22 protein-coding genes and 1 pseudogene are annotated in these 25,370 nt (G+C 64.1%); 9 read left to right on the forward strand and 14 right to left on the reverse strand.

The annotated features are described in order from the left end of the window. Window positions 1-126: 126 nt before the first annotated feature. Window positions 127-1,083, reverse strand: coding sequence for an electron transfer flavoprotein subunit alpha/FixB family protein (locus ATN37_RS11975; RefSeq protein ID WP_003944698.1), 957 nt, complete (start codon window positions 1,081-1,083; stop codon window positions 127-129). A 48-nt stretch (window positions 1,084-1,131) separates the two neighbouring features. Further along, window positions 1,132-1,932, reverse strand: a complete 801-nt coding sequence (locus ATN37_RS11980; protein WP_003944754.1) for an electron transfer flavoprotein subunit beta/FixA family protein — start codon at window positions 1,930-1,932, stop codon at window positions 1,132-1,134. Window positions 1,933-2,203: 271 nt separating this feature from the next. Here ATN37_RS11980 and ATN37_RS11985 point away from each other — a divergent pair, with 271 nt between their 5' ends. Genes ATN37_RS11985 through ATN37_RS11995 form a run of 3 tightly spaced genes read left to right on the forward strand, consistent with a single transcriptional unit; the run spans window position 2,204 to window position 5,780 of the window. After that, the gene (locus ATN37_RS11985) at window positions 2,204-2,983 is read left to right on the forward strand and encodes a bifunctional 2-polyprenyl-6-hydroxyphenol methylase/3-demethylubiquinol 3-O-methyltransferase UbiG (protein WP_042451468.1); all 780 of its coding nucleotides are present in this window, start codon (window positions 2,204-2,206) and stop codon (window positions 2,981-2,983) included. A 29-nt stretch (window positions 2,984-3,012) separates the two neighbouring features. Further along, window positions 3,013-4,539: a glycoside hydrolase family 57 protein gene (locus ATN37_RS11990; protein ID WP_054187795.1), complete on the forward strand. Its 1,527-nt coding sequence runs from the start codon at window positions 3,013-3,015 to the stop codon at window positions 4,537-4,539. Continuing rightward, window positions 4,536-5,780: a glycosyltransferase family 4 protein gene (locus ATN37_RS11995; RefSeq protein ID WP_083057491.1), complete on the forward strand. Its 1,245-nt coding sequence runs from the start codon at window positions 4,536-4,538 to the stop codon at window positions 5,778-5,780. Before ATN37_RS11990 ends, ATN37_RS11995 begins: the two co-directional genes overlap by 4 nt. Before the next feature lie 18 nt (window positions 5,781-5,798). Here the strand turns inward: ATN37_RS11995 and ATN37_RS12000 are convergent, their stop codons facing one another. Next, window positions 5,799-6,434 (reverse strand): maleylpyruvate isomerase family mycothiol-dependent enzyme, encoded by a 636-nt coding sequence (locus tag ATN37_RS12000; protein ID WP_042926126.1) that lies wholly within the window; start codon window positions 6,432-6,434, stop codon window positions 5,799-5,801. 97 nt (window positions 6,435-6,531) lie between these two features. Then, window positions 6,532-7,296, reverse strand: coding sequence for an acyltransferase (locus ATN37_RS12005; RefSeq protein WP_003944741.1), 765 nt, complete (start codon window positions 7,294-7,296; stop codon window positions 6,532-6,534). Window positions 7,297-7,433: 137 nt separating this feature from the next. Here ATN37_RS12005 and ATN37_RS12010 point away from each other — a divergent pair, with 137 nt between their 5' ends. Then, window positions 7,434-8,741, forward strand: coding sequence for a PQQ-binding-like beta-propeller repeat protein (locus ATN37_RS12010; protein WP_083057494.1), 1,308 nt, complete (start codon window positions 7,434-7,436; stop codon window positions 8,739-8,741). A 1-nt stretch (window position 8,742) separates the two neighbouring features. Here the strand turns inward: ATN37_RS12010 and ATN37_RS12015 are convergent, their stop codons facing one another. Genes ATN37_RS12015 through ATN37_RS12035 form a run of 5 tightly spaced genes read right to left on the reverse strand, consistent with a single transcriptional unit; the run spans window position 8,743 to window position 13,458 of the window. Continuing rightward, window positions 8,743-9,900, reverse strand: a complete 1,158-nt coding sequence (locus ATN37_RS12015) for an SAM-dependent methyltransferase (RefSeq protein WP_083057497.1) — start codon at window positions 9,898-9,900, stop codon at window positions 8,743-8,745. Between the two features lies 1 nt (window position 9,901). Further along, window positions 9,902-10,918, reverse strand: a complete 1,017-nt coding sequence (locus ATN37_RS12020; RefSeq protein ID WP_003944733.1) for a class I SAM-dependent methyltransferase — start codon at window positions 10,916-10,918, stop codon at window positions 9,902-9,904. 53 nt (window positions 10,919-10,971) lie between these two features. Beyond that, a complete protein-coding gene (locus ATN37_RS12025) occupies window positions 10,972-11,751 on the reverse strand; it encodes an enoyl-CoA hydratase/isomerase family protein (RefSeq protein WP_003944701.1) in 780 nt (259 codons plus the stop codon). Between the two features lie 10 nt (window positions 11,752-11,761). Continuing rightward, complete coding sequence (locus ATN37_RS12030; RefSeq protein WP_218695161.1) at window positions 11,762-12,580, reverse strand: NUDIX domain-containing protein; 819 nt, start codon at window positions 12,578-12,580, stop codon at window positions 11,762-11,764. Window positions 12,581-12,636: 56 nt separating this feature from the next. Further along, the gene (locus tag ATN37_RS12035; RefSeq protein ID WP_218695163.1) at window positions 12,637-13,458 is read right to left on the reverse strand and encodes an ABC transporter ATP-binding protein; all 822 of its coding nucleotides are present in this window, start codon (window positions 13,456-13,458) and stop codon (window positions 12,637-12,639) included. Window positions 13,459-13,509: 51 nt separating this feature from the next. Between ATN37_RS12035 and glgX the strand changes: the two are divergent. Then, window positions 13,510-15,552: pseudogene (gene glgX / locus ATN37_RS12040) on the forward strand (glycogen debranching protein GlgX); the annotation flags it as partial. Here the strand turns inward: glgX and ATN37_RS12045 are convergent. The 4 genes from ATN37_RS12045 to ctaD all read right to left on the reverse strand — a co-directional run bounded on the left by ATN37_RS12045 (window position 15,465) and on the right by ctaD (window position 20,206). Next, a complete protein-coding gene (locus ATN37_RS12045) occupies window positions 15,465-16,259 on the reverse strand; it encodes a YitT family protein (RefSeq protein WP_256933207.1) in 795 nt (264 codons plus the stop codon). The pseudogene glgX and the gene ATN37_RS12045 sit on opposite strands and share 88 nt — an antisense overlap. Before the next feature lie 37 nt (window positions 16,260-16,296). Further along, the gene (locus ATN37_RS12050; RefSeq protein WP_218695167.1) at window positions 16,297-17,082 is read right to left on the reverse strand and encodes a peptidyl-tRNA hydrolase; all 786 of its coding nucleotides are present in this window, start codon (window positions 17,080-17,082) and stop codon (window positions 16,297-16,299) included. Beyond that, window positions 17,079-18,299 carry a phosphoserine phosphatase SerB gene (gene serB, locus ATN37_RS12055; protein ID WP_003944761.1) on the reverse strand — a complete coding sequence of 407 codons (1,221 nt, stop codon included), beginning with the start codon at window positions 18,297-18,299 and terminating at the stop codon, window positions 17,079-17,081. The genes ATN37_RS12050 and serB overlap by 4 nt, the downstream gene beginning before the upstream one ends. 116 nt (window positions 18,300-18,415) lie before the next feature. Then, window positions 18,416-20,206, reverse strand: a complete 1,791-nt coding sequence (gene ctaD, locus ATN37_RS12060; RefSeq protein WP_020907234.1) for a cytochrome c oxidase subunit I — start codon at window positions 20,204-20,206, stop codon at window positions 18,416-18,418. 350 nt (window positions 20,207-20,556) lie between these two features. On the opposite strand from ctaD, the gene ATN37_RS12065 reads away from it, so the two are divergent. From ATN37_RS12065 to ATN37_RS12075, 3 genes are all read left to right on the forward strand, one after another. Then, entirely contained in the window at window positions 20,557-21,552 is a 996-nt protein-coding gene (locus ATN37_RS12065; protein WP_218695169.1) for an ABC transporter substrate-binding protein, read from the forward strand. A 49-nt stretch (window positions 21,553-21,601) separates the two neighbouring features. Beyond that, complete coding sequence (locus ATN37_RS12070) at window positions 21,602-22,696, forward strand: iron-siderophore ABC transporter substrate-binding protein (RefSeq protein ID WP_218695171.1); 1,095 nt, start codon at window positions 21,602-21,604, stop codon at window positions 22,694-22,696. Window positions 22,697-22,762: 66 nt separating this feature from the next. After that, window positions 22,763-23,236: an NUDIX domain-containing protein gene (locus ATN37_RS12075; RefSeq protein ID WP_007736052.1), complete on the forward strand. Its 474-nt coding sequence runs from the start codon at window positions 22,763-22,765 to the stop codon at window positions 23,234-23,236. Between the two features lie 73 nt (window positions 23,237-23,309). On the opposite strand, the gene nrdF is transcribed toward ATN37_RS12075, so the two are convergent. After that, window positions 23,310-24,275, reverse strand: a complete 966-nt coding sequence (gene nrdF, locus ATN37_RS12080; RefSeq protein ID WP_003944744.1) for a class 1b ribonucleoside-diphosphate reductase subunit beta — start codon at window positions 24,273-24,275, stop codon at window positions 23,310-23,312. A gap of 170 nt (window positions 24,276-24,445) precedes the next feature. On the opposite strand from nrdF, the gene ATN37_RS12085 reads away from it, so the two are divergent. Beyond that, window positions 24,446-25,363, forward strand: a complete 918-nt coding sequence (locus ATN37_RS12085; RefSeq protein ID WP_003944699.1) for an SPFH domain-containing protein — start codon at window positions 24,446-24,448, stop codon at window positions 25,361-25,363. The last annotated feature ends 7 nt before the right edge of the window (window positions 25,364-25,370 follow it).

Raw genomic sequence — 25,370 nt, forward strand, 5'->3', positions numbered from 1 at the left:
TTATCGAGCGCGAACGGCGTCTCGGTATCGACGAAGTGACATGCCGATGCAGGCCGGGTGAATAAAGCACTGTGCGCCTTTATCAACCGCGGGGGGTTGATAAAGGCGCACAGCAGTTTGCGCTTTTCAGCCCTTGTGGGACTTCACAGCTTCGGTGAGCTGCGGTGCGACGTTGAACAGGTCGCCCACGATGCCGAAGTCGGCGATCTCGAAGATGGGTGCCTCTTCGTCCTTGTTGACCGCGACGATGGTCTTGGACGTCTGCATGCCGGCACGGTGCTGGATGGCACCGGAAATGCCGAGCGCGATGTACAGCTGCGGCGAGACCGTCTTACCGGTCTGACCGACCTGGAACTGTCCGGGGTAGTAACCCGAGTCCACAGCGGCACGCGAAGCACCGACTGCAGCGCCGAGGGAGTCGGCCAACTCTTCGACGACGGAGAACTTGTCCGCGCTGCCGACACCACGTCCACCGGAGACGACAACCGACGCCTCGGTGAGCTCCGGGCGGTCGCCGCCGACGATGGGCTCACGCGAGGTGACCTTGACGGCACTCTCGTCCTGGGCCGGAACCTCGACGGTGATCTGCTCGCCTGCGCCGGCCTGCGGAGCAGCCTCGACTGCGCCCGGACGAACCGAGTAGACCGGAACGTCGCCGTTGGCCTTGGCCTCGACGGTGAACGCGCCACCGAAGATGGAGTGGACGCCGGTGCCGTCAGCCTTGATCTCGATGACGTCGGTCAGCAATCCGGAGCCCAGACGTGCGGCCAGACGACCGGCAACCTCTTTGCCCTCGGTGCCGGCTGCGGTGATGACTGCTGCCGGGCTGGTGGACTCGACCAGAGCGGCGAGAACGTCGACCTTGGGGGTGACGAGGTAGCCGTCGATGTCGTCGGACTCGGCGACGTAGATCTTCTCGGCGCCGGCTGCTGCCAGAGCGTCGGCGAGCTTTGCTGCGGTGCCCGCGGGGCCGGCGACAACTGCCGACGGCTCACCGAGTGCGCGTGCAGCGGTGATGAGTTCGGTGCTGACCTTCTTCAGCGCACCCTCTGCGTGCTCTACGAGCACAAGTACTTCTGCCATGACTTAACTCTCCCTGAGTTCTTCTGCTGGATGTCTAGAAGGGCGCGATCAGATGACCTTGTTGCTGACGAGGTACGCGGCAATCTTGGTGCCACCGTCTCCCTCGTCGACGATGCGCTCACCAGCGGTACGGGGGGGCTTGGGGGTGGAGGACGTCACGGTGGTGCCGGCGTTGGCAACTCCGACGGTCTCCGGGTCGACTCCGAGGTCGGCCAGCGTGTAGACGAGAACTTCCTTCTTCTTCGCGGCCATGATGCCCTTGAAGGACGGGAAGCGCGGCTCGTTGATCTTCTCGGTGACCGAGACGATCGCGGGCAGCGAAGCCTCGAGGCCGAAGACGCCCTCGTCGGTCTCGCGCTCACCGGTGATCTTGCCGTCGGCGACGACGACCTTGCGCAGCTGCGTGAGCTGCGGGATGCCCAGGTACTCGGCGATGATGGCCGGAACAGCGCCGACGCGGCCGTCGGTGGCCTCGTTGCCGGCGATGATCAGGTCGGCAGGCTCGTCGTTCTCGAAGGTGATCTGGCCGAGAGCAGCAGCGAGCGTCCATGCGGTCTGGATCGCGTCGGAGCCGTGCAGTGCCGGGTCGTTGATGTGGACGGCCTTGTCGGCGCCCATCGAGAGAGCCTTGCGGATAGCGTCGGTGGCGCGGTCGGGACCTGCGGACAGCACCGTTACCTCACCGCCCTGAGCTTCCTTGATGAGGAGTGCTTCTTCGACGGAGCGCTCGTTGATCTCGTCGAGGACTGCGTCGGCGGCTTCACGGTCAAGCGTGTAGTCGCCGTCGGTCAGCTTGCGCTCGGACCATGTGTCGGGGACCTGCTTGATCAAAACAACGATATTCGTCATGGGTCTTCGTCGACCTCCTGTGTGTAATTCACCTGATAAATCGTCTGTGGTGCTCGCGCAGTCCGAGCGTCCGAAAAGAGAGTCCGACAGGTCTCCCTACGGGCGAATTTCTCGGTTCACGTCGGCTGTGCGTTAGATTACCCCACGTTAAGTTACCGGTGGGTAACTTAACGTGGAACCTCGTCCACCATAACGGCACGAACAGGAATTGACAGCAGTGATCTGGACCACGGCGAACACGTTCTACTCGGATGGCACTAATCTCGCACGGGTGAGTGAAACGAGTGTCAGCAACCACGAGGACGCACCCCTGCCCTTGACGGGCGAACGAACCGTGCCAGGAATCCCCGAGGAGAACTACTGGTTCCGACGCCACGAAGTGGTGTACCGCGCACTTCTGGAGCGCTGCACGGACCGCCGAGTCCTCGAGGCCGGTTCCGGAGAAGGCTACGGCGCCAACATGATTGCGGACGTCGCAACAAAGGTTACCGGCCTCGACTACGACATCTCCGCGGTCGAGCACGTCCGTGCCCGCTACCCCCGCGTCGAGATGCTCCACGGCAACCTCGCCGAGCTTCCACTGGCGGACAACTCGGTTGACGTCGTCGTCAATTTCCAGGTGATCGAGCACCTGTGGGATCAGGGTCAGTTCCTGCGCGAATGCTTCCGAGTTCTCGCTCCCGGCGGTGAACTTCTCATCAGCACCCCCAACCGGATCACCTTCTCCCCCGGCCGCGACACGCCGCTCAACCCTTTCCACACTCGTGAGCTCAACGCCTCCGAAATGACCGAATTGCTCGAAGACGCCGGATTCCGCGTTCAGTTGATGACCGGCGTCCACCACGGTTCGCGCCTGAAGGAACTCGACGCCAAGCACGGCGGATCGTTCATCAATGCGCAGATCGACCGCGCGTTGGCCGGCGAGCCCTGGCCGGAAGATCTCACCCGCGACGTCGAGGGCATCACCGTCGACGACTTCAGCATCAGCGAACCCGACATCGACGACAGCCTCGACCTCGTCGCTATTGCCGTGAAGGAAACCGGCGAGTGAGTAACGCAACACCCGTCACCGAACCGGGGATGTTCGCCCTGGTTCTGCACTCCCATCTGCCGTGGCTCGCCAACCACGGCAGATGGCCCGTCGGCGAGGAATGGATCTACCAGTCCTGGGCTGCGTCGTACATTCCGCTCGCCGCCGCGCTACGACGCCTGGCCGACGAGGGCCGATCGCACCTGCTGACGCTGGGAATCACGCCCGTACTCGCGGCCCAGTTGGACGATCCCCACTGCCTCGCCGGGATGCATCACTGGCTCGGCAACTGGCAAATCCGCGCCCACGAGGCTGCCGGCATGCCGGACGCGGCGCACCGCGAACTCGGCGCGCGCGAACACCGGGCGTCAGCTGCCGCTCTCGCAGATTTCGAGACTCACTGGCAGCACGGCGCCTCACCGGTGTTCCGCGACCTCATCGATCGCGAGGCCTTCGAGCTTCTCGGCGGGCCGCTGGCCCACCCGTTCCAACCGCTGCTCGATCCTCGCTTGCGGGCGTTCTCCCTCCGCGAAGGTCTCGCCGACGCGCATGCCCGGTGGAATCACACTCCGACCGGGATCTGGGGACCTGAGTGCGGGTACACCCCGGGCATGGAGCGCGGGTACGCCGAAGCGGGCGTCACCCACTTCATGGTCGACGGCCCCGCCTTGCGCGGCGACACGTCCCTCGGCCGCCCGGTTCGAGAATCCGACGTGGTTGCATTCGGCCGCGACCTGCAGGTCAGCTACCGGGTCTGGTCCCCCAAGTCCGGATATCCGGGTCACGCCGCCTACCGCGACTTCCACACCTACGACCACGAGACGGGTCTCAAGCCGTCGCGAGTCACCGGACGGACCGTCGACTCCGCCGACAAGTTGCCGTACGACCCCGAACTCGCTGCGGCCGCCGTCGACAAGCATGTTGCCGACTTCGTCGAAACCGTTCGGGCGCGTCTGCGCAGTGAATCCACCCGCATCGGCCGCGACGCCCTGGTGGTCGCAGCTTTCGACACCGAACTGTTCGGGCACTGGTGGCACGAGGGTCCGCAGTGGCTCGAAAAACTCCTGCGCGCGCTTCCCGAGGCCGGAATTCGCGTCGGCACCCTCGCCGACGCCAAGGCATCGGGATACGTCGGCGAACCCGTTCAACTCGAGGATTCGTCCTGGGGATCGGGTAAGGACTGGCGTGTCTGGGCTGGCGATCAGGTGTCCGACCTGGTGCAACTGAACTCCGAAGTGGTGGAGACCGCGCTCGGCACCGTGGACAAGTCTCGCGGACGCGACAACGCACCCGGACGACCGGAACTGCGAAACCGGGTCAACGATCAGGTACTTCGCGAGACACTGATGACGGTTTCGAGCGATTGGGCATTCATGGTGAGCAAGGATTCGGCCGCGGGGTACGCCCGCGAACGCGCACACAAGCACGCCCATGCGACCAGGGAAATCTCCGAAGCGCTGGTTTCCGGCCGCGATGCCGTCGCCGTGCGACTCGCCGAAGGCTGGAATCGCGCCGACGGGTTGTTCCCGGGACTGGATGCTCGCCGTCTACCTGACACAGAACTGAGTCCGTCGTGAAAATTCTCATCGTCTCGTGGGAGTACCCACCGGTCGTCGTCGGCGGGCTCGGTCGACACGTCCACCATCTCGCCACCGAATTGGCAGCGGCGGGCCACGAGGTCGTGGTGCTCTCACGCCGCCCCTCCGGCACGGATGCGTCGACGCACCCGACGATCACGCACATTTCCGAGGGCGTCCTTGTCGTCGCAGTGGCCGAGGACCCCGCGCACTTCGTCTTCGGCGAGGACATGCTCGCGTGGACCCTCGCGATGGGTCACGCGATGGTCCGGGCCGGGATGGCGCTGCACAAGCCAGGAGTGGGCGAGGGCTGGCAGCCCGACGTCGTGCACGCGCACGACTGGCTGGTCGCGCATCCGGCGATCGCCCTGGCCGAATTCTATGATGTCCCACTGGTTTCCACACTTCACGCCACCGAGGCGGGTCGCCACAGCGGCTGGATCTCCGGACGCATCAACCGCCAGGTCCACTCCGTCGAGTGGTGGCTGGCAAACGAATCCGACTCTCTCATAACCTGTTCGGCGTCCATGCAGGAAGAAGTGACCGAGCTCTACGGCCCGACGCTGCCGCCGATCACCGTCATCCGCAACGGAATCGACGTGACCACGTGGAACTTTCGCGAACGTGGACCGCGATCCGGACCGCCGAAACTCCTCTTCGTCGGCCGCCTGGAATACGAGAAGGGCGTGCAGGACGCCATCGCAGCACTCCCCCGAATCCGTCGTAGCCACCCCGGCACGACCCTCGCGATCGCGGGCGAAGGCACCCAGTTCACCTGGCTCTACCAACAGGCACGCACGCATCGCGTCGCGCGGGCGGTGGACTTTCTCGGCAACCTCGATCACACGGAACTGCTCAGCTGGCTGCACGGAGCGGACGCCATCGTCCTGCCGTCGCGCTACGAGCCGTTCGGGATCATCGCCCTCGAAGCGGCGGCGGCCGGCACTCCGCTGATCACGTCCACCGCAGGCGGACTGGGCGAAGCCGTCGTCGACGGGGTGACGGGGATGTCCTTCCAACCGGGCGACATCGCCGGGCTCACCTCGGCTGTCCGCGAGGTACTCGACGATCCCGCCGGGGCGCAGGAACGGGCAGTGGCCGCCCGCGCACGCCTGACATCGGACTTCGACTGGCATCAGGTCGCCGAGGAGACTGCTCACGTCTACGCGGGCGCGAAGCGTCGGGTGCGGCAGCCGTTGGCCCGTCCGCAGGTCCCCGAGCGTCCGCTGCCCGGTCGCTGAGCTCACTTCGTGCTGATCTCAGGGGGTCGGGAGTGGCGCGGTGAAACGAGAACTCGCATCCCCGAGCAGATGGCCTGGTGGCAGCATCCGGCCGCACAGCACGAGCAGGAGATCCTGCGCCGCCCCGTGAACCTCGGCGCCGGCACCGTACGTCCAGTCTCGGTCGTCGGCGCGCAACCGAGCGCCGTCGAGGTCAGTTCCGAAATACTTCAGGGTTTTGGGCGAGAGTCCGCTGAGCACGCGAGTGAGCCGGTCTTCGGGCACCACGTAGTCGTCGCCGAGTGCCACGCGAATGTCCTGACCGTGGATCACGTCGTGCGAGAGCGCACCCTCGAAGCCGCCGCCTGGTGGCTTCCACGGGTGTGCAACGTTGTCGCGAAGCGAGGCAAGCAGTTGTCGCTCACCGACTTCGGACGCATCGGCGAGCGCTCGCCGGTTCGACATCTTGTTGAAGTTTCCGCGTGACTTGACCATTTCCACGACGAATCGCGGCGCCGAGTATCGGTAGGGCATGGTGATGTGCGCGATCACTTCGCGGACCCGCCACCCCTCGCACAGGGTCGGCGCGTTCCACTGCTCCGTGCTCAGGCCTTCGAGAAATCCCACCAGTTCGCGGCGCTGCGCCACGACCCATTCGGGTGTCTGTTCGCTCATGTCGGCACTCCTTTCACCGGCGCAGACTTTCGGCGCCGATACCGATACAGACCGGTGGCGGCGCCGAAAGTAATCGCTGGTTCTGCCAAAAAGTGAGCTACGACGTCGACGACGCGTCGGCAGCGTCTGCGGCGGCCTTCTTGCGCGCGATGTCTTCGAGCGCCGCGATGTACTTTGCACGATCGGCAGCGCCGGCTTCCCAATCGGACTTGCGGTTCTTGACCGCCTTCGCGGGCGAGCCGACCGCGATGCTGTAGTCCGGGATGTCGCCTTTGACGACGGCGTGCGCCCCGAGGACACAACCGCGTCCGACGCGGGTATTTCGCAGCACGGTGACCTTCGCTGCCACCCACGTGTCCGGGCCGATACGGACGGGGCCCTTGACGATGCCCTGGTCCTTGATCGGGGTGTTGATGTCGTCCATGCGGTGGTCGAAGTCGCAGATGTAGCACCAGTCGGCTACGAGCGTCGACGCACCGATTTCGATGTCGAGGTACGTGTTGACGACGTTGTCCTTGCCGAAGACGACCTTGTCGCCGATGCGCAGCGAGCCTTCGTGGCAGCGGATCGCGTTGCCGTCACCGATGTGCACCCAGCGCCCGATCTCGAGGCGGGACAGGTCGGGGGTGGAATGGATTTCGACGTTCTTGCCGAGGAACACCATGCCGCGCAGGATCACGTGCGGGTTGGCCATCTTGAACTTGGCGAGACGGTAGTACCGCACCAGATACCAGGGTGTGTACGCCTTGTTCGCCAGAACCCATTTGAGGGAATCGACCGTCAAGAACTTGGCCTGATCGCTGTCGCCTCGGCGTGATCCCCGCCATCGAGTGCGCAACGGTGCGCCCCACATGCTCGTCATGAGTGTTCAGCCTACGTGGGGCCGACTCACCGACCCTCGGGGTGTGCCCCGTCACGTTGCCCCGGTCGGGATAGTCTCTGGTCCGGGCTTGTGCAGTTACCGAGGGCTCTTGATCAAGTGAAGGCAGGGAGATTGTGATGCGGCGGGTCCTACGGTCGTCCGTGATGGTGTCGACGGCGATCGCTGCGGCCCTGATCGCCGGTTGCGGCAGCGACGACGGACGGGTGGACCGGTACGCGTCGGCGGGTTGGCCGGCCATGCATGCCGACGCCCGCAACAGCGACACGAGCCCGGTCACCGGATCACGCGATGTCGAGTTCGCATGGTCACGCCCTCTCGGCGGTCCGGTTGCCGCGTACGCCTCGGTGGCCGCGAACGGTCAGAGCTTCGTCACCGCGCGCACCGAGAACGGCTGCAATCTCTTCTCGTTCCAGATGGATTCGGGTCGGAAGAAGTGGTGCGCTCGACTCAACGACGGAGTAGTCGCCTCGACGCCCATCGTCGACACTGCCACCAATGTCTACGTCGGCGAGAGCGGCGCGATGATGTCCTTCACCGAGACTGGTCAATTGCGTTGGCGCACGCTCGTTGTGGGCACTCCTCTCTCGTCACAGTTCACCGGCGACGGAAACCTGTTGTTCATCACCCAATTGGGTCAGATCAACGTGCTCAACCCGCAGACCGGCGCAAAAGTGGTTCCGTCGTTCGACCTGATCCCGCCGCCGTCGATCGACCAGGGCGCGAATGCAGAACTCATTCCCGACAACAAGGGTTTGAACGAGTGCTTCCTCGGCACGTCCGGCTGCCCGGTGGCCAATACCCCGGCAGTGGACCTGGGCACCGGCAAGTTCTACTTCACCTTCTACGGACCCAGTTCTCAGGCAGCCGATCTGGTGGCCATGAAGTACACGGGCGGCGACAATCCGTCCATCACCCGCGAGTGGTCCACCGACGCGCTTCCCGGTGGAACGGCGTCGAGCCCGGACCTGTCGAAGGACGGCAAGACCGTCTACGCCACCGACAACAACGGATCTCTCTGGGCAGTGAACGCCGAAACCGGTGACACCAGGTGGAGTTACGACATCGGCTTCAACTCGGCCGGTAGTGCCTCGACGTCCGACGACGGTTTGATCATTCCCGCCGGCGGCGACAAGGGGCATCTCCTTGCCGTGCGCGACGAGGGAGATCATGCCGAACTGGTCTGGGAGCGTAAGGACCTTCTGCAGCTGGGTGTTCCGGCGCAGACCGCCGGCAACACCGGATACACCGTCGTACGCGAGGGTGAGAACGGACTGAGCCTGATCACCTTCGACACCGAAACCGGTGAGACGGTGGATCAGGACACGTTGCCTGGCGCGGTCGGCTTCACCGTCGGCACCTCGATCGGACCCAAGGGCGAAGTGTTGACGCCCAGCGCAATCGGTGAGCTGTTCGTCTTCAAGTGAGCTAGCGGGATGCCTCACAGATGAAGGCCGACGCCGATCGCCCGATCCGTACGATCACGACGCTCAGTGCACGCGAGCCCTTGAGCTTGAGCCGTGGACGCAGCACTGCCGGGTCCACGTCGACTCCTCGCACCAGGATTTCGGCCACACCGCAGTCCCGCTTGGACAGTGTCTGTTTGAGCAGTTTCTCGGAGTACTTGATCTGCTCGAGGATCCGGAATCCGCGAACTCCCTCAGGGACGCTGTCACCGGTCAGATAAGCGATGCGTGGATCGAGCTGCCAGAGGCCGTGTCTGGCCGCGTAGTGGCGCACGAGGCCCGCGCGTACCACCGCTCCGTCCGGGTCGATGATCCACTCCCCCGGCGCTTGCTCCGGAATCACGTCGTCCTCGGCGTCGGTGATCGCCCATCCGCTCCCGTCGGAGCGAAGGACCGAAGCTCGGCGCGTGACGCCGGACTCGGCCAGTCCCGTCGACCACAGGCAGGCTTCCTTGACGCCGCCGTCGAGTGAGACGACCTCGACTTCCCCGTCCCAGCCCAGATTGTCGAAATCGAGTCCCGGAGCGCACTTCACCGCGAGATCACGGCCGGAGTACGCCTCGATGAGGTCCGGCAACGGTGGCATCAACGCTGCCGGATCGTGAGTGCGGCGACCGCCCGATCGCCGTGCGGGGTCTGCCAGTACGACGGTGTCGCGTGTCGTCGGGCGGAGCGCGTCGGCCCGCAGCAACGCTGCGCTCGGCACATTGCGCTGTGCCATCGCCAGGCGAACGGAATCGATGTCGCTGCCGATCACGCGATGCGCAATTCCGGTCAAGGCATGCAGTTCGGCGCCGATGGAGCACGTCACGTCGTGGACGTCGCGCCCGATCAGACGCTGCGCGCGGTGGGCCGCGACAACGCCGGGAGTGGCTTGTTGCATCGCGTCGTCCGTGAACAACCATTGCTCACTGCCCGGCAGTTTCGTAGCGGCCTTTCGTCGAAGCAGGACGGTGTCCACGAGCGCAGGCATGTGATCACCGAAACGCGTACGCGCCCGGCCGATGTCGGCCAGACGCGTACGCGTGGACAGTTCGAGCTGATCCACCTCGGCCAAGGCAGCTACGCCGGAATCACTTCCGAGATAGTCGACGTCGCCGAGGGTGAAGTCATAACCCAATTCAGTTGCCGGGCTTCACGCCGGTGATCATGACGTTGTAGAAGAATCCGCGAGGAACGACGTGGCGGAGCACCTTCTCGTCGACCCAGCTGAGTGTCTTCCAACCACCGAAAGCGAAACGCCCCCAGCCCCAACCGAGCTTCTCCGGCGGAACAGCCGCTTCGAAGGTACGGACAGGCCAGCCGAGAAGCGCCGCGGCGAATTCCTCGGTGGCAGCGTGGACCTGATCGGCGCCCGCAGACTTCGCCATGTTCTCGAGGTCGGTGGGGTCGAACGTGTGGATGTCGACGACAGCTTCGAGAGCTGCTGCACGAGAAGACTCGTCGAGTTCCTCTTGCGGACGACGCCAGTCTGCGAGGAACGGCAGCTTGGTCACGCGTGTGGTTGCTTCCCACGTCGCGCGGCCGAGCCAGCGGGCGTAGAAGTTGCCGACAGTGGTGGGCTCACCGGCGAAGACGAAACGTCCGCCGGGCTTGAGGACACGAAGGACCTCACGCAGCGACTTCTCGACGTCCGGAATGTGGTGCAGCACGGCGTGGCCGACCACCAGGTCGAAGGTGTTGTCCTCGTACGGAATGGTCTCGGCATCGGCAACACGGCCGTCGACCGGAAGGCCGAGGCTTTCGGCATTGCGCAGTGCGACCTTGACCATGCCGGGCGAGAGGTCGGTGACCGAACCGGTCTTGGCGACTCCACCCTGCATCAGGTTCAGGAGGAAGAATCCGGTGCCGCAACCGAGTTCGAGCGCGCGCTCGTACGGGAGCGGCTGATCGCCCGCGACGGCGTCGAAACGACCACGTGCGTAGTCGATGCAGCGCTCGTCGTACGAGATGGACCACTTGTCGTCGTAGGTTTCGGCTTCCCAGTCGTGGTAGAGCACCTGGGCGAGCTTGGTGTCCTTACGAGCGGCCTCGACCTCTTCGGCCGTGGCGTGCGGCCGCGGCGCGGGGTCGACTACCGAGGTGTCGGTAGCGGCGGGCGGCGTGACGGTTGCGTCGTCATTCGGGCTGGCTGTCATGGCGGCTATCCTACTCGCTGGTAAGAGATGAACAAGTTCTAGTTTAGGGGAGCCTACTCGCCCGTGAACTCGGCCTTGCCCGGACCGTTGGCGATGAACGACTCCATGCCGATCGCCTGATCCTTGGTCGCGAACAATCCGGCGAACAGATGCTGCTCGATCTTGAGCCCGGATTCCAGGTCGGTGTTCAGACCCTCGTCGATGGCCGCCTTGGCAGCAGCCAACGCACGTGACGCTCCCCCGACGAACTGCGAGGCCCATGTCCGGGCCGCGGTGTACACGTCGTCGGGAGCGACGACCTCGTCGACCAAACCGATGGCCAACGCCTCGTCAGCCCCGACGAAACGGCCGGTGAAGACCAAATCCTTGGCCTTGGCCGGACCGATCAGGCGAGCCAGGCGCTGCGTTCCGCCGCCACCGGGAATGATTCCGAGCAGAATCTCCGGAACTCCGAGCTTGGCGTTGTCTCCGACGATCCGGCGATCGGCCGAGAGTGCAACTTCGAGTCCACCACCGAGTGCGTATCCGGTGATCGCGGCAACGGTCGGCTTCGGGATGGACGCCACGGCGCCGAGTCCGGCCTGCATGCCACCGATGGCGTCACGGATCTGGCCGTAATCCATCTCGGCCATTTCCTTGACGTCTGCACCGGCTGCGAAGACTTTCTCGCCGCCGTAGACGATGACGGCCTTGACTGCCTTGTCGACGGTCGCAGCGTGTGCGGCAGCAGCCAACTCGTCCTGAACCTGACGGTTCAGAGCGTTCATGGGCGGACGCGCCAGACGGATGGTGCCGATGCCTTCGGAAACCTCGAGAGTCACAAATTCAGCCATGGTCGAGAGGTTACTTTGCCGCCTTGACCGACCACGGATGCGGCCCGGCGACGTAGTAACCGTCCTGGTTCGGGAACTCGACGCGCAGCGTTTCCTCGTCGGTGATCAACGTAGGCAGGATGACGGGAATCTCCGGCTCGGCTGCGAGTATCTCCACCACCGAACTGAACTTGGCCAATTCGGTCAGCTGACTCCACGTCGGCGGCAACAGGATGCTGCCACCCTCCCGCCAGTGCGCCAGCGCGTCCTGCGGGCTCTGCCAACGAACCTCGGCGGCCTCGGAGGTGACGCCGTCCGCGATCTGTCCGGTCGGTGACGCTGCGACGAAGAAGCGCGTGTCGTAGCGGCGGGTCTCGCCCACCGGCGTGATCCAGTTCGCCCACGGCCGCAGCAGATCCGTGCGCAGGACCAGGTTCTCCTTCTTCAGGAAATCGCTGAACGACAGCTCGTGCTTTTCGAGAGCTACTCGGTCCTGTGCATAGCCGGCCGTGTCCGCGACGACCGTGTCAGCCGTGGGGCCGGCCAGCAGGACACCGCACTCCTCGAAAGTTTCCCGCACCGCAGCCAAGACGAGAGCCTTCGCCCGAGCAACATCCGTGCTGAACCGCTCGGCCCACCACTCGACCGACGGTCCAGCCCACTCGACCTCGGCCGTCGCATCGGACTTGTCGACGCCGCCGCCGGGGAATACCGTCATGCCCCCGGCAAACGCCATCCCCTGTACTCGTTGAAGCAGGAAGATCTCGATACCGGATTCGGCATCGCGCACCAAGATGACGGTCGACGCATCCTTGGGCTCGGGGACAGCGTTTGCATTCTCGTTAGCCATGCTTCGCGAACCTACGCGATCTGTGATCTGGGCCGCATTTCAGGTCCCACTGAAGCTCACGCGCGATGAGATCCGGACGGCCTCGCGCGGCGCGCGAAGTATCGGCCGTCCGCCTTGTCGAGGCTGATGGACTGGCTGAATGCCGCGCTCAGATTTTCGGCGGTGATGACGTCGTCCAGAAGGCCCTGAGAGACGACCTCCCCTTCCTTGAGAAGGAGTGCGTGGGTGAATCCCGGCGGGATTTCCTCGACGTGATGGGTGATCAGAACGGTAGCCGGGGCGTCCGGATCGGCAGCCAGTTCGGCGAGTCTGGCCACAAGTTCCTCACGTCCACCGAGATCGAGCCCGGCGGCGGGCTCGTCCAGGAGAAGAAGTTCGGGATCGGTCATCAAGGCTCGCGCGATGAGGACGCGCTTGCGCTCGCCTTCGGAAAGCGTCCCGTACGTCCGATCCGCCAGGTGCTCGGCGCCGAGGCTTTCGAGCATCTCCACAGCGCGCGAGGTGTCCATGGATTCGTACTCCTCGCGCCACCGACCGAGAACGGCGTAGCCCGCCGACACGACGAGGTCGCTGACCTTCTCGTCGCCGGGCACGCGGTTCGCCAACGACGACGAGGACAAACCGATTCGCGGGCGCAACTCGTTGACGTCGACCTTGCCGAGAACTTCGCCAAGGAGGTGGGCAGAACCACTGGTCGGGAAAGTCTCACCGGCCGCGATGCGCAGCAGCGAGGTCTTGCCGGCACCGTTGGGTCCGAGCACCACCCATCGCTCGTCCAGCTCCACTTTCCAGGTGACGGGCCCCACGAGAGTGGACCCTCCCCGACGGATGAGTACGTTGTCGAAATCGATGAGCAGATCTGGATCAGGTAGCGGCACCCGAACATCTTCCCGCACATTCTCCGGCCGTTCACGGCAGGATCATCTTGCGTGTCGCCTCTCATCGAAACTCACACCCCGACGCCCGGGTCTCCGTTCCCACTCGGCGCCAACATCGTGGACTCCGGAACCCAGTTCGCGGTCCACGCCCCGGCCGCGTCGAGCGTCCACATCTGCCTGATCGACCAGGACGGAAACGAAGATCGCGTCGAACTTCGGCAACACACGTACGGAATCTGGCATGGAATCATCTCCGGGATCGGTGCGGGGCAGCGTTACGGAATTCGGGCGTCCGGCCCGTGGAATCCGCGCGCCGGGCTGAGACTTAATCCACACAAGCTGCTCGTCGATCCGTGGGCGCGCCGCATCGAGGGGGATCTCGGTGATCACCGTGCCCTCCTGTCGTACGCCGACGATCCCTTCGGCGACCCGTCGACGGTCGACTCGCTCGGCCACGTGCCGCTGTCCGTGGTGACTCCCGGCCTCGCGCCCGCCGGAGCCCGCCTCGAGACGCCGTGGGAGGAAAGCGTCATCTACGAACTGCATGTGGGCGCGTACACCGCCAGTCATCCAGGAGTACCCGCCGCCCACCGCGGAACGTACCTCGGCCTGACGGCACCGGCCGTGATCGATCACCTCGTCTCACTCGGCGTCACTGCCGTGGAACTGCTTCCCGTACAGGCGTTTCTGACCGAACAGAGCGTCCGCGAGCGAGGGATGCGCAACCACTGGGGATACTCGACGGCGTCGTACTTCGCCCCGCATCCCGGATACGCGGCAACTCCGGGCGGCGAAGTCACCGAGTTCCGGATCATGGTCGACGCACTACACGCGGCAGGCATCGAGATCATCCTCGACGTCGTCTACAACCACACCTGCGAGCAGAGTGTCGACGGAGTCAGCGTCAGCTGGCGAGGTTTGGACGGCCCCGGCTACTACCTTCTCGACGGCGACGGCCGCGACATCGACCTGACCGGGTGCGGCAACACGGTCGACGCCTGCTCCCCCATCGCCGTCCGCATGATCACCGACAGCCTCCGCTACTGGGCCACCGAAATGGGTGTCGACGGCTTCCGATTCGATCTCGCGAGCGCATTGGGTAGGCCGCGCGGCGGCGGCTTCGACCAGCGGGCGTCCATCTTGTCGGCCATCTCCTCCGATCCGGTACTGACTCGGTGCAAGCTCATCGCCGAACCGTGGGATGCCACTGCCGACGGTTACCAGGTCGGAAACTTCGGACTCCAATGGTCGGAATGGAACGACAAGTACCGCAGCACCATTCGCCAGTTCTGGAACGGCGGCTCCAGCGTCCGGAAGGTCGCGTCGCGCCTCGCCGGTTCCGAGGACATCTTTGCCGGCAGCGGCCGTCGCCCATGGGCGTCGATCAACTTCGTCACAGCGCACGACGGGTTCACCGCCGCCGATCTGGTCGCGTACAACCACAAGCACAACGAAGCCAACGGTGAAGACAATCGTGACGGCGCCGATCACAACGATTCGTTCAACCACGGAATCGAAGGCCCGAGCACCGATCCCGAGATTCAGGACGCCAGGGCACGTCATGTACGGGCGCTACTGGCCACGCTCGTGCTGTCGACAGGCACACCGATGCTCACCGCCGGAGACGAGTTCGGCCACAGTCTCGGCGGAAACAACAACGCGTATTGTGTTCCCACACTTGCCTCCCCAGCCGATTCGTGGGCCCTGGACTGGACGGCGGCCGATCAGTCGTTGGTGCAGTTCGTCTCCCGAGCGTTCGGATTACGCCGAGCGGCACCGGCGTTGCGTCAGCCCGAATTCTTCGAAGGCAGAAGAAGACTGGAGCACCCGGACCTCGTCTGGTTCGACGCTGCCGGCGTCGAGTTCGACGACACCGCATGGTACGACGAGAGTCACCGAACGCTGCAGGCCTGGATCGACGGAGCCGACGTTCGGTCTCACACTCGGACCGGGCGCCCGCTCGGTGACGACAGTTGGCTCCTGATCCTGCATTCCGGTGGACCGGTTCAGGTCACCGTCGGCACTCCGGAATGGTTCGACGGCACATTGACTGCATCGTTCGATTCGGCTTCACCGACCGGCGAACCCGCTTCCACGGCCGAAGTTCCCGTCGGCACGGAGATCTCATTGACCGGCCCCACGGTCTTGGCCTTACGTTCCGTGACACGTCCTCCGGTCACTGCTGCTGTCATGGAATCCGGCAGCACCTTGATCAGGAATTGAATGGTCGGTCCGATCCCGAAGGCGTACAACACGGTTCCGATGCCAACCGTTCCACCGAGGAGCCATCCGGTCGTGAGGACCGCGATCTCGATGCTGGTACGCACGAGCCTGACCGACAGACCTGTGCGAGCGACCAGTCCGGTCATCAATCCGTCGCGGGGGCCCGGCCCCATGCCCGCGCCGATGTAGAGAACGCTGGCCAGTCCGTTGAGGAGGATTCCCGCGACCATGATCACGGCTCGAACTGGCATGGAATCAAAGACCGGCAAGAAGGCCAGTGAGGTATCCACCGAGATGGCAATTACAACGACATTGGCGACCGTTCCGAATCCCGGCCGCTGACGGATCGGAATCCAGAGCAGCAGTACCACCGCACCGGTAATCGCAGTGATCACGCCGAAACTGAGCGAAACATGCTCGGCCACACCCTGATGAAACACGTCCCAGGGATCCAAACCAAGACCGGCCGTGATCATCATGGCCATCGAGAAGCCGTACAACCACAGACCGACGAACAGCGAGGCGAATCTCCGTATCAACACTCGACCATCTTGAAGGCCACTGGACTGTTCATCCATAGCCAAGTTACCGATACTGGACTGGTCGGTTACGTCTCTACGGAACCGCGATGACTGTCATGGAGCCTGGTGCCACTTCCGTGAAACCAGCGTCACGAACCGCGACGGCCTCCGACTTCTTCAGCCGAACTACTGCTTCGGCCCACTGTTCCGGGCTCGCGTCGCGCACTGAGCAGCGAAAGTCGTTCTGCGCCCAGGCCCAGCACTGTTTCTCGGACATGGCCGCCGCCAACAACATCGAGGCATGCCCGACCTGTGCCGACGCCTTGCCAACCGTCATCTCGAGCGCCGAGTCGATCCACAGCACCGGAAGACCAGGCTCCGGCGGGCCAGGCTCGTCGTGCTCGAGATCGGTCCCACCGATCTGCAACTTCTTGATTCGCGGGTCCAGTTCTCCGACCGGCCCGGGAACCAGAGTCCGCGCCTGCGCGCCATCCACATCGACGGTGATTCCCGGTACCTCCTGCGCGGCGAGCCACTGCGCTCCTCGCGCTCGACGAGACACCTTCCGAATCCGGGCACCCACCCACGCCGAATAGTCCTCGTGCCAGGGGCCGGGTTCCCCGTCTTCGGTGAACCCGACGCGTTCGTCCAGACACAGCGCCACAGCCGCCGTTGCCGCAGCCTCGAGCAGTGCGGTGCGCTTGGGCGGGTCTGCCTTCGGAATGTGCAGAACGATCGGCATCGCCAACACCAGCGCCGGATCCGCGGGATCGTCTCGCCCTCCGTACCCAGCAGCCAGCACCGCGTAGCGCTCGCGCCAGCGCGAATCGGGGCCGGACATCACAGCTGGATCGGAACTGAATGCTGGATCGGAACTCATGGAATCGGTACGCGTCGCACGCCACCGTCGACGGCGTCCGCAGCCTCGACCTCGTCGCGGGTCACACCGAGAATGAACAGCACAGCGTCGAGGAAGGGATGCGACAAAGCAGCGTCCGCGACCTCCCGCAACGCAGGCTTGGCGTTGAACGCCACGCCCAGGCCCGCGGCGTTGAGCATGTCGATGTCGTTGGCACCGTCGCCGACGGCGACGGTCTGTTCCATCGGCACACCGACCTGATCGGCGAACTTGCGCAGCGCAACGGCCTTCGCGGCGCGGTCGACGATTTCACCGATCACACGTCCGGTCAGCTTGCCGTCGACGATTTCGAGGGTGTTGGCGTGCACGAAGTCCAGTTCGAGTTCGTGTGCGAGACCTTCGATGACCTGCCGGAAGCCACCCGACACTACGCCGCAGTGGAATCCGAGACGGCGCAGGGTGCGAATCGTGGTTCGCGCACCCGGCGTCAGTTCGATGCTCTCTGCCACCTCGTCGATGACGGAGGCGTCGAGACCGGCGAGTGTCGCCACACGCTGGTGCAGTGATTCGGTGAAGTCGATCTCGCCGCGCATCGCAGCTTCAGTGACGGCGCGGACCTCGTCCTCGACGCCGGCCTTCGCGGCGAGCATCTCGATGACCTCGCCCTGGACGAGCGTCGAGTCCACGTCGAACACGATCAGACGCTTGGCCCGGCGAGCGAGACCTGCGCGCTCGACCGCGATGTCGACGTTTTCGAGAGCGGCGACCTCGGCGAGTCCGGTGCGCAGCTTCGCGTCGCCGTCCGCCGTATCGGCCGCGCTGACGCTGAGTTCGAGGCCGGTGACCGGATAGTCGGCGACACCACGGATGGAATCGATGTTTGCGCCCTGCTTCGCGAGTTCGCGTGCAACCGATCGCATTGCGCGAGCATTGACCGGGCTACCGAGAACAACGACCGCGTGGGTGGACACCGCGGGCCGTCCGGGATCGGCACCGATTTCGATGTCGACGTTCATTCCGACCGTCGCCATCGCCTGTTCGAGTTCTTCCTGAAGCGCTTCGGGATCGTTCGGGCAGGCAACCATGACACCGAGTGTCAGTCGACCTCGAATCACCACCTGCTCCACGTCGAGTAGACGCACATCGTGCCGCGACAGCGCCGCGAACAGTACCGAGGTGACGCCAGGGCGGTCCGGCCCGGTCACAGTCACCAGAACAGTGGTGTCAGAGGCACCCACCGAAAACTCCGATCGTTTCTTCGTTCGCGTCTTGATCGTCACTATTGTGCCAAGCGAAAGGCCCCACCCGTTACTCGGGCGGGGCCTTCGCTGATTACTTCAGTGTGTTACTTCGCTCAGGAGCGGCTGTCGGTTCCGGGGTCGCCTTCGTCCCCGACCGTGAGCGGCTCGTGACGAGCATCTTCGAGCACGGTGCTGGCGTTCTTCCCGCCGTGGCCGGGGCCGACGTGCGCTTCCGCGCGCATCCGCTCCACCATGTGCGGGTAGTGCAGCTCGAACGCCGGACGCTCGCTACGGATGCGCGGCAACTCGGTGAAGTTGTGACGCGGCGGCGGGCAGGTGGTTGCCCACTCCAGCGAGTTTCCGTAACCCCACGGATCGTCGACGGTGACCACCTCGCCGTAGCGGTAGCTCTTGAAGACGTTCCAGATGAACGGAAGCGTCGAGGCACCGAGTACGAAGGCGAAGATCGTGGACACCGAGTTCAGAACCGTGAACCCGTCCGAGGGCAGGTAGTCGGCGTAACGACGCGGCATACCTTCGGCACCGAGCCAGTGCTGAACGAGGAACGTGCCGTGGAAACCGACGAACGTGGTCCAGAAGTGCCACTTGCCGAGGCGCTCGTCCATCATGCGACCGGTCATCTTCGGGAACCAGAAGTAGATACCGGCGTACGTGGCGAACACGACCGTACCGAAGACCACGTAGTGGAAGTGGGCGACGACGAAGTAGCTGTCCGTGACGTGGAAGTCGAGCGGCGGGCTCGCGAGGATGACACCCGACAGACCACCGAAGAGGAAGGTGATCAGGAAGCCGATCGAGAACAGCATCGGCGATTCGAAGGTCAACTGCCCCTTCCACATCGTGCCGATCCAGTTGAAGATCTTCACACCTGTCGGCACGGCGATCAGGAACGTCATGAACGAGAAGTACGGCAGGAGAACAGCGCCGGTTGCGTACATGTGGTGGGCCCACACCGCGATCGACAGAGCGGCGATGGCCAACGTTGCGTACACCAGGCCGCTGTAGCCGAAGATCGGCTTACGGCTGAAGACCGGGAAGATCTCCGAGACGATGCCGAAGAACGGCAGCGCGATGATGTACACCTCGGGGTGACCGAAGAACCAGAACAGGTGCTGCCACAGGAGCACACCGCCCGTTGCCGGGTCGAAGATGTGCCCACCGAGATGGCGGTCGACGAACAAGCCCATGAATGCAGCGGTCAGCAGCGGGAACGCCAGCAGGATCAGGATGCTGGTGATGAAGATGTTCCAGGTGAAGATCGGCATGCGGAACATGGTCATACCGGGTGCGCGCAGGCAGATCACGGTGGTGACCATGTTGACGCCACCGAGGATGGTGCCGAGGCCGGCGACGGCCAGACCCAGGACCCACAGGTCGGCGCCGACGCCGGGGCTGTGCAGCGCGCTGGTCAGCGGCGTGTATGCCGTCCAACCGAAGTCTGCTGCGCCACCGGGCGTGACGAATCCGGCCGTCGTGATGATCGCACCGAACAGGTACAGCCAGTAGCTGAACGCGTTCAGGCGCGGGAACGCGACGTCGGGTGCACCGATCTGGAGCGGAAGAATGTAGTTCGCGAAGCCGAAGACGATCGGGGTCGCGTACAGCAGCAGCATGATCGTGCCGTGCATGGTGAACAGCTGGTTGAACTGTTCGTTGGAAAGGAACTGCATGCCGGGTACAGCAAGTTCGGCACGCATCATCAGTGCCATGAGGCCACCGATGAGGAAGAAGGCGATGGAAGTCGCCAAGTACATGATTCCGAGCACCTTGGGATCGGTGGTCGTGATCATCTTGAAAATGAATGAGCCCTTGGGTCCCTGCCGCGGCGGGTAAGGCCTGGCCGGCGCTATCGTGGGGACTGGCTGGGGCGCTACGGCAGTCACTGATCCTCCTGAATGTGCCTTTGGTCGCTCCGCAGACTCCGTCAAAGAGCCCTTGGTTGCGCCCGCAGGGTCCGTCGCCCGGGCTGCGGACAACGGCTTCTGGCTTGCGCTCATCGAATCGTAGACCGTGACTCCGAGGCACCGCGACTCGGTCCTACTCTGCGTCGTACTCGAGCATCCGTTTTTCACGGCACCGAACGAACGACCTGCGGTTTATGTTCCCCCGGGAGTCCGAACCCACTTCCGAATCGGCGTGTCGTGCGCGTCGAAGAATTCGGTCGGTGTCCGTTTTCGGCCAACCTCTCCACTGATAAGGTCACCCTCACCTAACTCATCTCAGGAGCCAATCAGTGAAATTCTTTCCCCGCCGGGCCGCGCTGGTAGCGGTCGCAGCTTCGATCGCCTTGGTCATTCCAGCGTGCTCGAGTAACGACGAGCCCGCTGCAAACACCAACTCGACCGAGTCGGGCGCATTTCCCCGTACCGTCGAGCACTTCCGCGGAAGCACCGAAATCCCGGCCGCACCCCAGCGGATCGTCGCGCTCGACAACAGCTTCACCGACGCCGTCCTTCTCCTCGAATCCCCGCTCGTCGGCTACGTCGACTACCGCGAGCCCGGTTTGCCCGACTACCTCGGATCCTCCCGGGAGGAATTCGCCCCGGACGCCGTCTCGGTCGGCACGGTCAGCAGCGCAAGCCTCGAGAAGATCGCCGCACTGCAGCCGGACCTCATCATCTCCGCTGAGGTCCGCGACGGGAAGAACTACGAGCAGCTCTCCGCAATCGCGCCCACCGTCTTCACCCAGACAACCGGTCCGACGTGGAAGGACAACATCCGCGTAGTCGGTCAAGCGCTGGGCAAGGAATCGCTGGCCGAGGCGAAAATCTCCGAATACGAAACTCGCGCGGCTGCCGTCGGCAAGGAAATCAACGAGAAGGCGAACAACCCGGTCATCTCGGTAGTCCGGTTCGCCGGTGAACCGACCGCACGCCTCTACCGCACCACCTCGTTCAGCGGCATCGTTCTTCAGGATGCCGGGCTGAAGCGCCCGGACAACCAGGGACCCGACCCCGCCGATGCCGGCAACATCATGATGAAGATCAGCCCCGAGCTGATCAACGAAGCCGACGCGGACGTCATCTTCATCAGCACCTGGCAGGACGCCGAGGGCAAGAGCGCCGAAGCTGCGAAGCCATTCCTCGAGAGCCCGCTGTGGCAGACCCTTAGGGGGCGCAAGGTGGACGTGGACGATTCACGGTGGATGTCGCCGGTCAGCATCCAGGGCGCGCACATGATCCTCGACGACCTCTCGGACACGTTCGAGGTGGACAAGCAGAACAGCTGAGTCGAACAGCTAACCTGAACGGCGCCCGCTCACACAGGAAGCCGTCGACTTGTCTGTTCTCTCACGCACGTCTGTTCTCTCACGCACGACCGCCCGCACGTCCGTTCGTCGTGTCTCGATCCTGGGGATCGCCGCCACGATGCTCGTCCTCGGTGGTTGCTCGTCCGACTCGTCGGACGATCCCGCGAGCACCATCGTCCGGACCACTACGTCGATCGCCGGTGCCGGCGTGATGGGCATCGAACGCGACACCGCCACCGCGTGCCCGACGCCGACGCAAGCCGACCCGGGAGCGGGCCCCGGGGTGAAGCGTCGAGTCGTACACACTGCGGGTGAAACCGAGGTTCCTTCCGATCCCCAACGGATCGTGGTCCTCGACAGTGTCTCGATGGACGCCGTGTGCGCCCTCGGTCTGTGGGAGCGGGTAGTGGGCGCCGCAACCGGTGTCGACTCGCCTCAACCGTCGTACCTGGGTTTCGGCATCTCGGAGATTCCGAGTGTCGGCCCCGTGAGCGCACCTGACGTCAACGCCGTGAAGGCCGCCGCGCCGGACTTGATCCTCGGGTCCAGTCCGGCGTCCGACGGCTTGTACGGGCAACTCGACGCCATCGCCCCCACCGTGTTCGCGGGCTCGGATCCCGTGTACTGGAAAGCGCAGTTCGCCCTCGCCGGCCAGGCACTGGGCCGTTCGTCCGCGGCTGCGACGGAGCTCGACCGCTACCAGCAGGACGTCGTGCAGCTCGGCGACGCATTGAATGCATCGCAGACGCAGGCATCAGTGGTTCGGTTCGGTTCGAAGGACCTGCAGATCGAGGGTCCCGCATCCTTCGCCGGACAGATCCTCAGCGACGTCGGCGTCCGGCGCCCACCGGCGCAGCGATTGACCGATGCGACCACGGCACCGATTCCGGCCGACGATCTCAGCGCCGCCGAAGGGGACTTGATCTACGTCCTCTTCGACGGGCCGAACGGTCGTAGCTACGGCACCGAGGTCATGAAGAGCGACCAGTGGCAGGACCTCGCCGCTGCCACCGACCGACGTGTGTTCGTAGCGGAAGACGACATCTGGAGCGGAAACGGGATGACTGCTGCCCGTGCCGTATTGGCGGACTTGAAGGGAACCTTGAACGGATATGCGAGCTGACTGGAACGAACCACAACTCCGACATTCGAAGCGGTTCGCCCCAGCTGTGAAGTTCGGGTTCTGATCATGCCGATCCCCGAATTCATTGTTGCACTGCGCGAGAAGGTCGGTCATGCGCCGCTCTGGCTGTCCGGAGTGAGCGTCGTGATCCGCGACGACGACGGTCGGGTCCTGCTCACCCGCCGCGCCGACAACGGTCAGTGGGCCGTCGTGTCCGGCGTTCTCGAGCCTGGGGAGGAACCGTCGGCGGCGGCGGTGCGCGAGGCGAAGGAAGAAACCGGCGTCGACGCCGAATTGGTTCGGATCACGAGTGTCGATGTCACAGAGCCCATTACGTACCCCAACGGCGACGTGACTCAGTACCTCGACGTGTGTTTCCTGGCCAGGTGGACCGGCGGAGATGCACACGTGGCGGACGACGAAAACCTCGAGGTCGCGTGGTTCGCGCCGAGCGCACTGCCTTCGGACATGACGGAAACCTCGCGTCTGCGCCTCGCAAAAGCGTTGCTGGACAAGCCGGAAGCGTGGTTTCAGCGCTAGCCCGCTCTCAATACACGGCCGAAGCCCGATTCCCGCGTGTGCAGGAGTCGGGCTTCGGCGTGTAGGTCGCTCTCTAGAAATCCCAGTCGTCGTCTTCGGTGTTGACGGCCTTGCCGATGACGTAGGAGCTACCCGAGCCGGAGAAGAAGTCGTGATTCTCGTCCGCATTCGGTGAAAGTGCCGACAGGATAGCCGGATTGACGTCCGTCTCGTCCTTCGGGAAGAGGCCTTCGTAGCCGAGATTGTTGAGCGCCTTGTTGGCGTTGTAGCGCAAGAACTTCTTGACATCCTCGGTCAGACCGACGCCGTCGTAGAGGTCCTGGGTGTAGTCGACCTCGTTCTCGTAGAGCTCGAAGAGCAACTCGAACGTGTAGTTCTTGAGCTCTTCACGCTCGGCCTCGGTGAGCTGTTCGAGGCCCTTCTGGTACTTGTAGCCGATGTAGTACCCGTGCACGGCCTCGTCGCGGATGATGAGGCGGATGAGGTCTGCGGTGTTGGTGAGCTTGGCTCGCGAAGACCAGTACATCGGCAGGTAGAAGCCGGAGTAGAAGAGGAAGCTCTCGAGGAGCGTCGAGGCGACCTTGCGCTTGAGCGGCGACTCACCGTTGTAGTAGTCGAGAACGATCTGCGCCTTGCGCTGCAGGTTCGGGTTCTCCTCCGACCAGCGGAACGCGTCGTCGATGTCCGGGGTGGAGCACAGCGTCGAGAAGATAGAGCTGTAGCTCTTCGCGTGCACCGATTCCATGAAGGCGATGTTGGTGTACACCGCTTCTTCGTGGGGAGTGATCGCGTCCGGGATGAGGCTGACGGCGCCGACGGTTCCCTGGATGGTGTCGAGCAGCGTCAGGCCCGTGAAGACGCGCATGGTGAGCTGCTGCTCCTGCGCGGTCAGCGTTCCCCAGGACGGGATGTCGTTGGAGACCGGCACCTTTTCGGGCAGCCAGAAGTTGCTGACGAGGCGATCCCATACCTCGGCGTCCTTCTCGTCCTGGACGCGATTCCAGTTGATGGCGGAAACGCGACTGACCAGCTTGACCATAATTCCTACCTAGCGAGAGAGATACTGCCGAATGTTGGCTTGCCTGAACACTACCCGTTGTGTCGGGTCCGCGATGCCAACACAACAACATGTGTCGCACGCGCCCCTCCACGAGTACAAAAAATGTGATATCGATTAAATATCACTTACCGATGGAAAGCGAGTCTCGCATGACCAGCACACCCACCGTGGCCGAGAAACCGACCGGTGTCGCCACCACAACGATCGCCGAACGCCCAGGCTGGGACCTGTCCGGCAGCTGGATGCTCCTCGGCGGCGTCCTTCTCTTCCTGGCCGGAATCGCGCTGTCCGTCGTTGGCGGAGTTCTGGGACTCTTCGCCCTGATTCCGGTCGGAGTGGTGCTGTTCATCGCGTCACTCCCCCTCCTGATGGGCCTGACCTTGGTGCAACCGAACCAAGCCCGAGTTCTGCAACTTCTCGGAAGCTCGTACAGCGGCACCTTGCGCACGCCGGGACTGCGATGGACAAATCCGCTGACGGTCCGTCGATCGATCTCGACGCGCATCCGAAACCATGAGACCGGTCAGGCGAAAGTGAACGACGCCGACGGCAATCCCATCGAGATCTCGGCGGTGGTCGTCTGGCAGGTGGCCGACACAGCGCTCGCCTCGTTCCAGGTGGACGATTACGAGGAGTTCGTCTCCGTACAGACCGAGGCGGCCGTCCGCCATATCGCCGGTAGCTACCCGTACGACGCCGAAGGCCGAGTCTCGTTGCGCGAGAACGCCGATATCATCACCACCACCTTGTCGGAGGAGGTTCACGCCCGCGTGCGTGCGGCGGGTGTCGAAGTTATCGAGACACGCATCAACAGGCTCTCGTATGCACCGGAGATCGCCAGCGCGATGCTTCGGCGCCAGCAAGCGGGTGCTGTGATAGCCGCCCGCAAGCAAATCGTCGAAGGCGCGGTGTCCATGGTCGACATGGCACTCAAGCAGCTCGAGGAAAAGCACGTCGTCGAACTCGACGAGGAACGCAAGGCCACGATGATCAGTAACCTTCTGGTCGTGCTGTGCGGCGACCGCGACGCACAACCGGTGCTCAACACCGGTTCGCTCTACCAGTAAAGGAAAG

The sequence above is a fragment of the Rhodococcus sp. MH15 genome, from assembly GCF_019266045.1.
GTDB lineage: Bacteria > Actinomycetota > Actinomycetes > Mycobacteriales > Mycobacteriaceae > Rhodococcus_F > Rhodococcus_F qingshengii.

Coding starts and splice junctions, on each gene's coding strand:
- ATN37_RS12000 (WP_042926126.1), bottom strand. CDS start 6,434: ATGAGCGAACAGACACCCGAATGGGTCGTGGCGCAGCGCCGCGAACTG.
- ATN37_RS12030 (WP_218695161.1), bottom strand. CDS start 12,580: ATGGCTAACGAGAATGCAAACGCTGTCCCCGAGCCCAAGGATGCGTCG.
- ATN37_RS12010 (WP_083057494.1), top strand. CDS start 7,434: ATGCGGCGGGTCCTACGGTCGTCCGTGATGGTGTCGACGGCGATCGCT.
- ATN37_RS12045 (WP_256933207.1), bottom strand. CDS start 16,259: ATGGATGAACAGTCCAGTGGCCTTCAAGATGGTCGAGTGTTGATACGG.
- ATN37_RS11975 (WP_003944698.1), bottom strand. CDS start 1,083: ATGGCAGAAGTACTTGTGCTCGTAGAGCACGCAGAGGGTGCGCTGAAG.
- ATN37_RS12020 (WP_003944733.1), bottom strand. CDS start 10,918: ATGACAGCCAGCCCGAATGACGACGCAACCGTCACGCCGCCCGCCGCT.
- ATN37_RS12005 (WP_003944741.1), bottom strand. CDS start 7,296: ATGACGAGCATGTGGGGCGCACCGTTGCGCACTCGATGGCGGGGATCA.
- ATN37_RS12050 (WP_218695167.1), bottom strand. CDS start 17,082: ATGAGTTCCGATCCAGCATTCAGTTCCGATCCAGCTGTGATGTCCGGC.
- ATN37_RS12075 (WP_007736052.1), top strand. CDS start 22,763: ATGCCGATCCCCGAATTCATTGTTGCACTGCGCGAGAAGGTCGGTCAT.
- ATN37_RS12025 (WP_003944701.1), bottom strand. CDS start 11,751: ATGGCTGAATTTGTGACTCTCGAGGTTTCCGAAGGCATCGGCACCATC.
- nrdF (WP_003944744.1), bottom strand. CDS start 24,275: ATGGTCAAGCTGGTCAGTCGCGTTTCCGCCATCAACTGGAATCGCGTC.
- ATN37_RS12085 (WP_003944699.1), top strand. CDS start 24,446: ATGACCAGCACACCCACCGTGGCCGAGAAACCGACCGGTGTCGCCACC.
- ATN37_RS11980 (WP_003944754.1), bottom strand. CDS start 1,932: ATGACGAATATCGTTGTTTTGATCAAGCAGGTCCCCGACACATGGTCC.
- ATN37_RS11990 (WP_054187795.1), top strand. CDS start 3,013: ATGTTCGCCCTGGTTCTGCACTCCCATCTGCCGTGGCTCGCCAACCAC.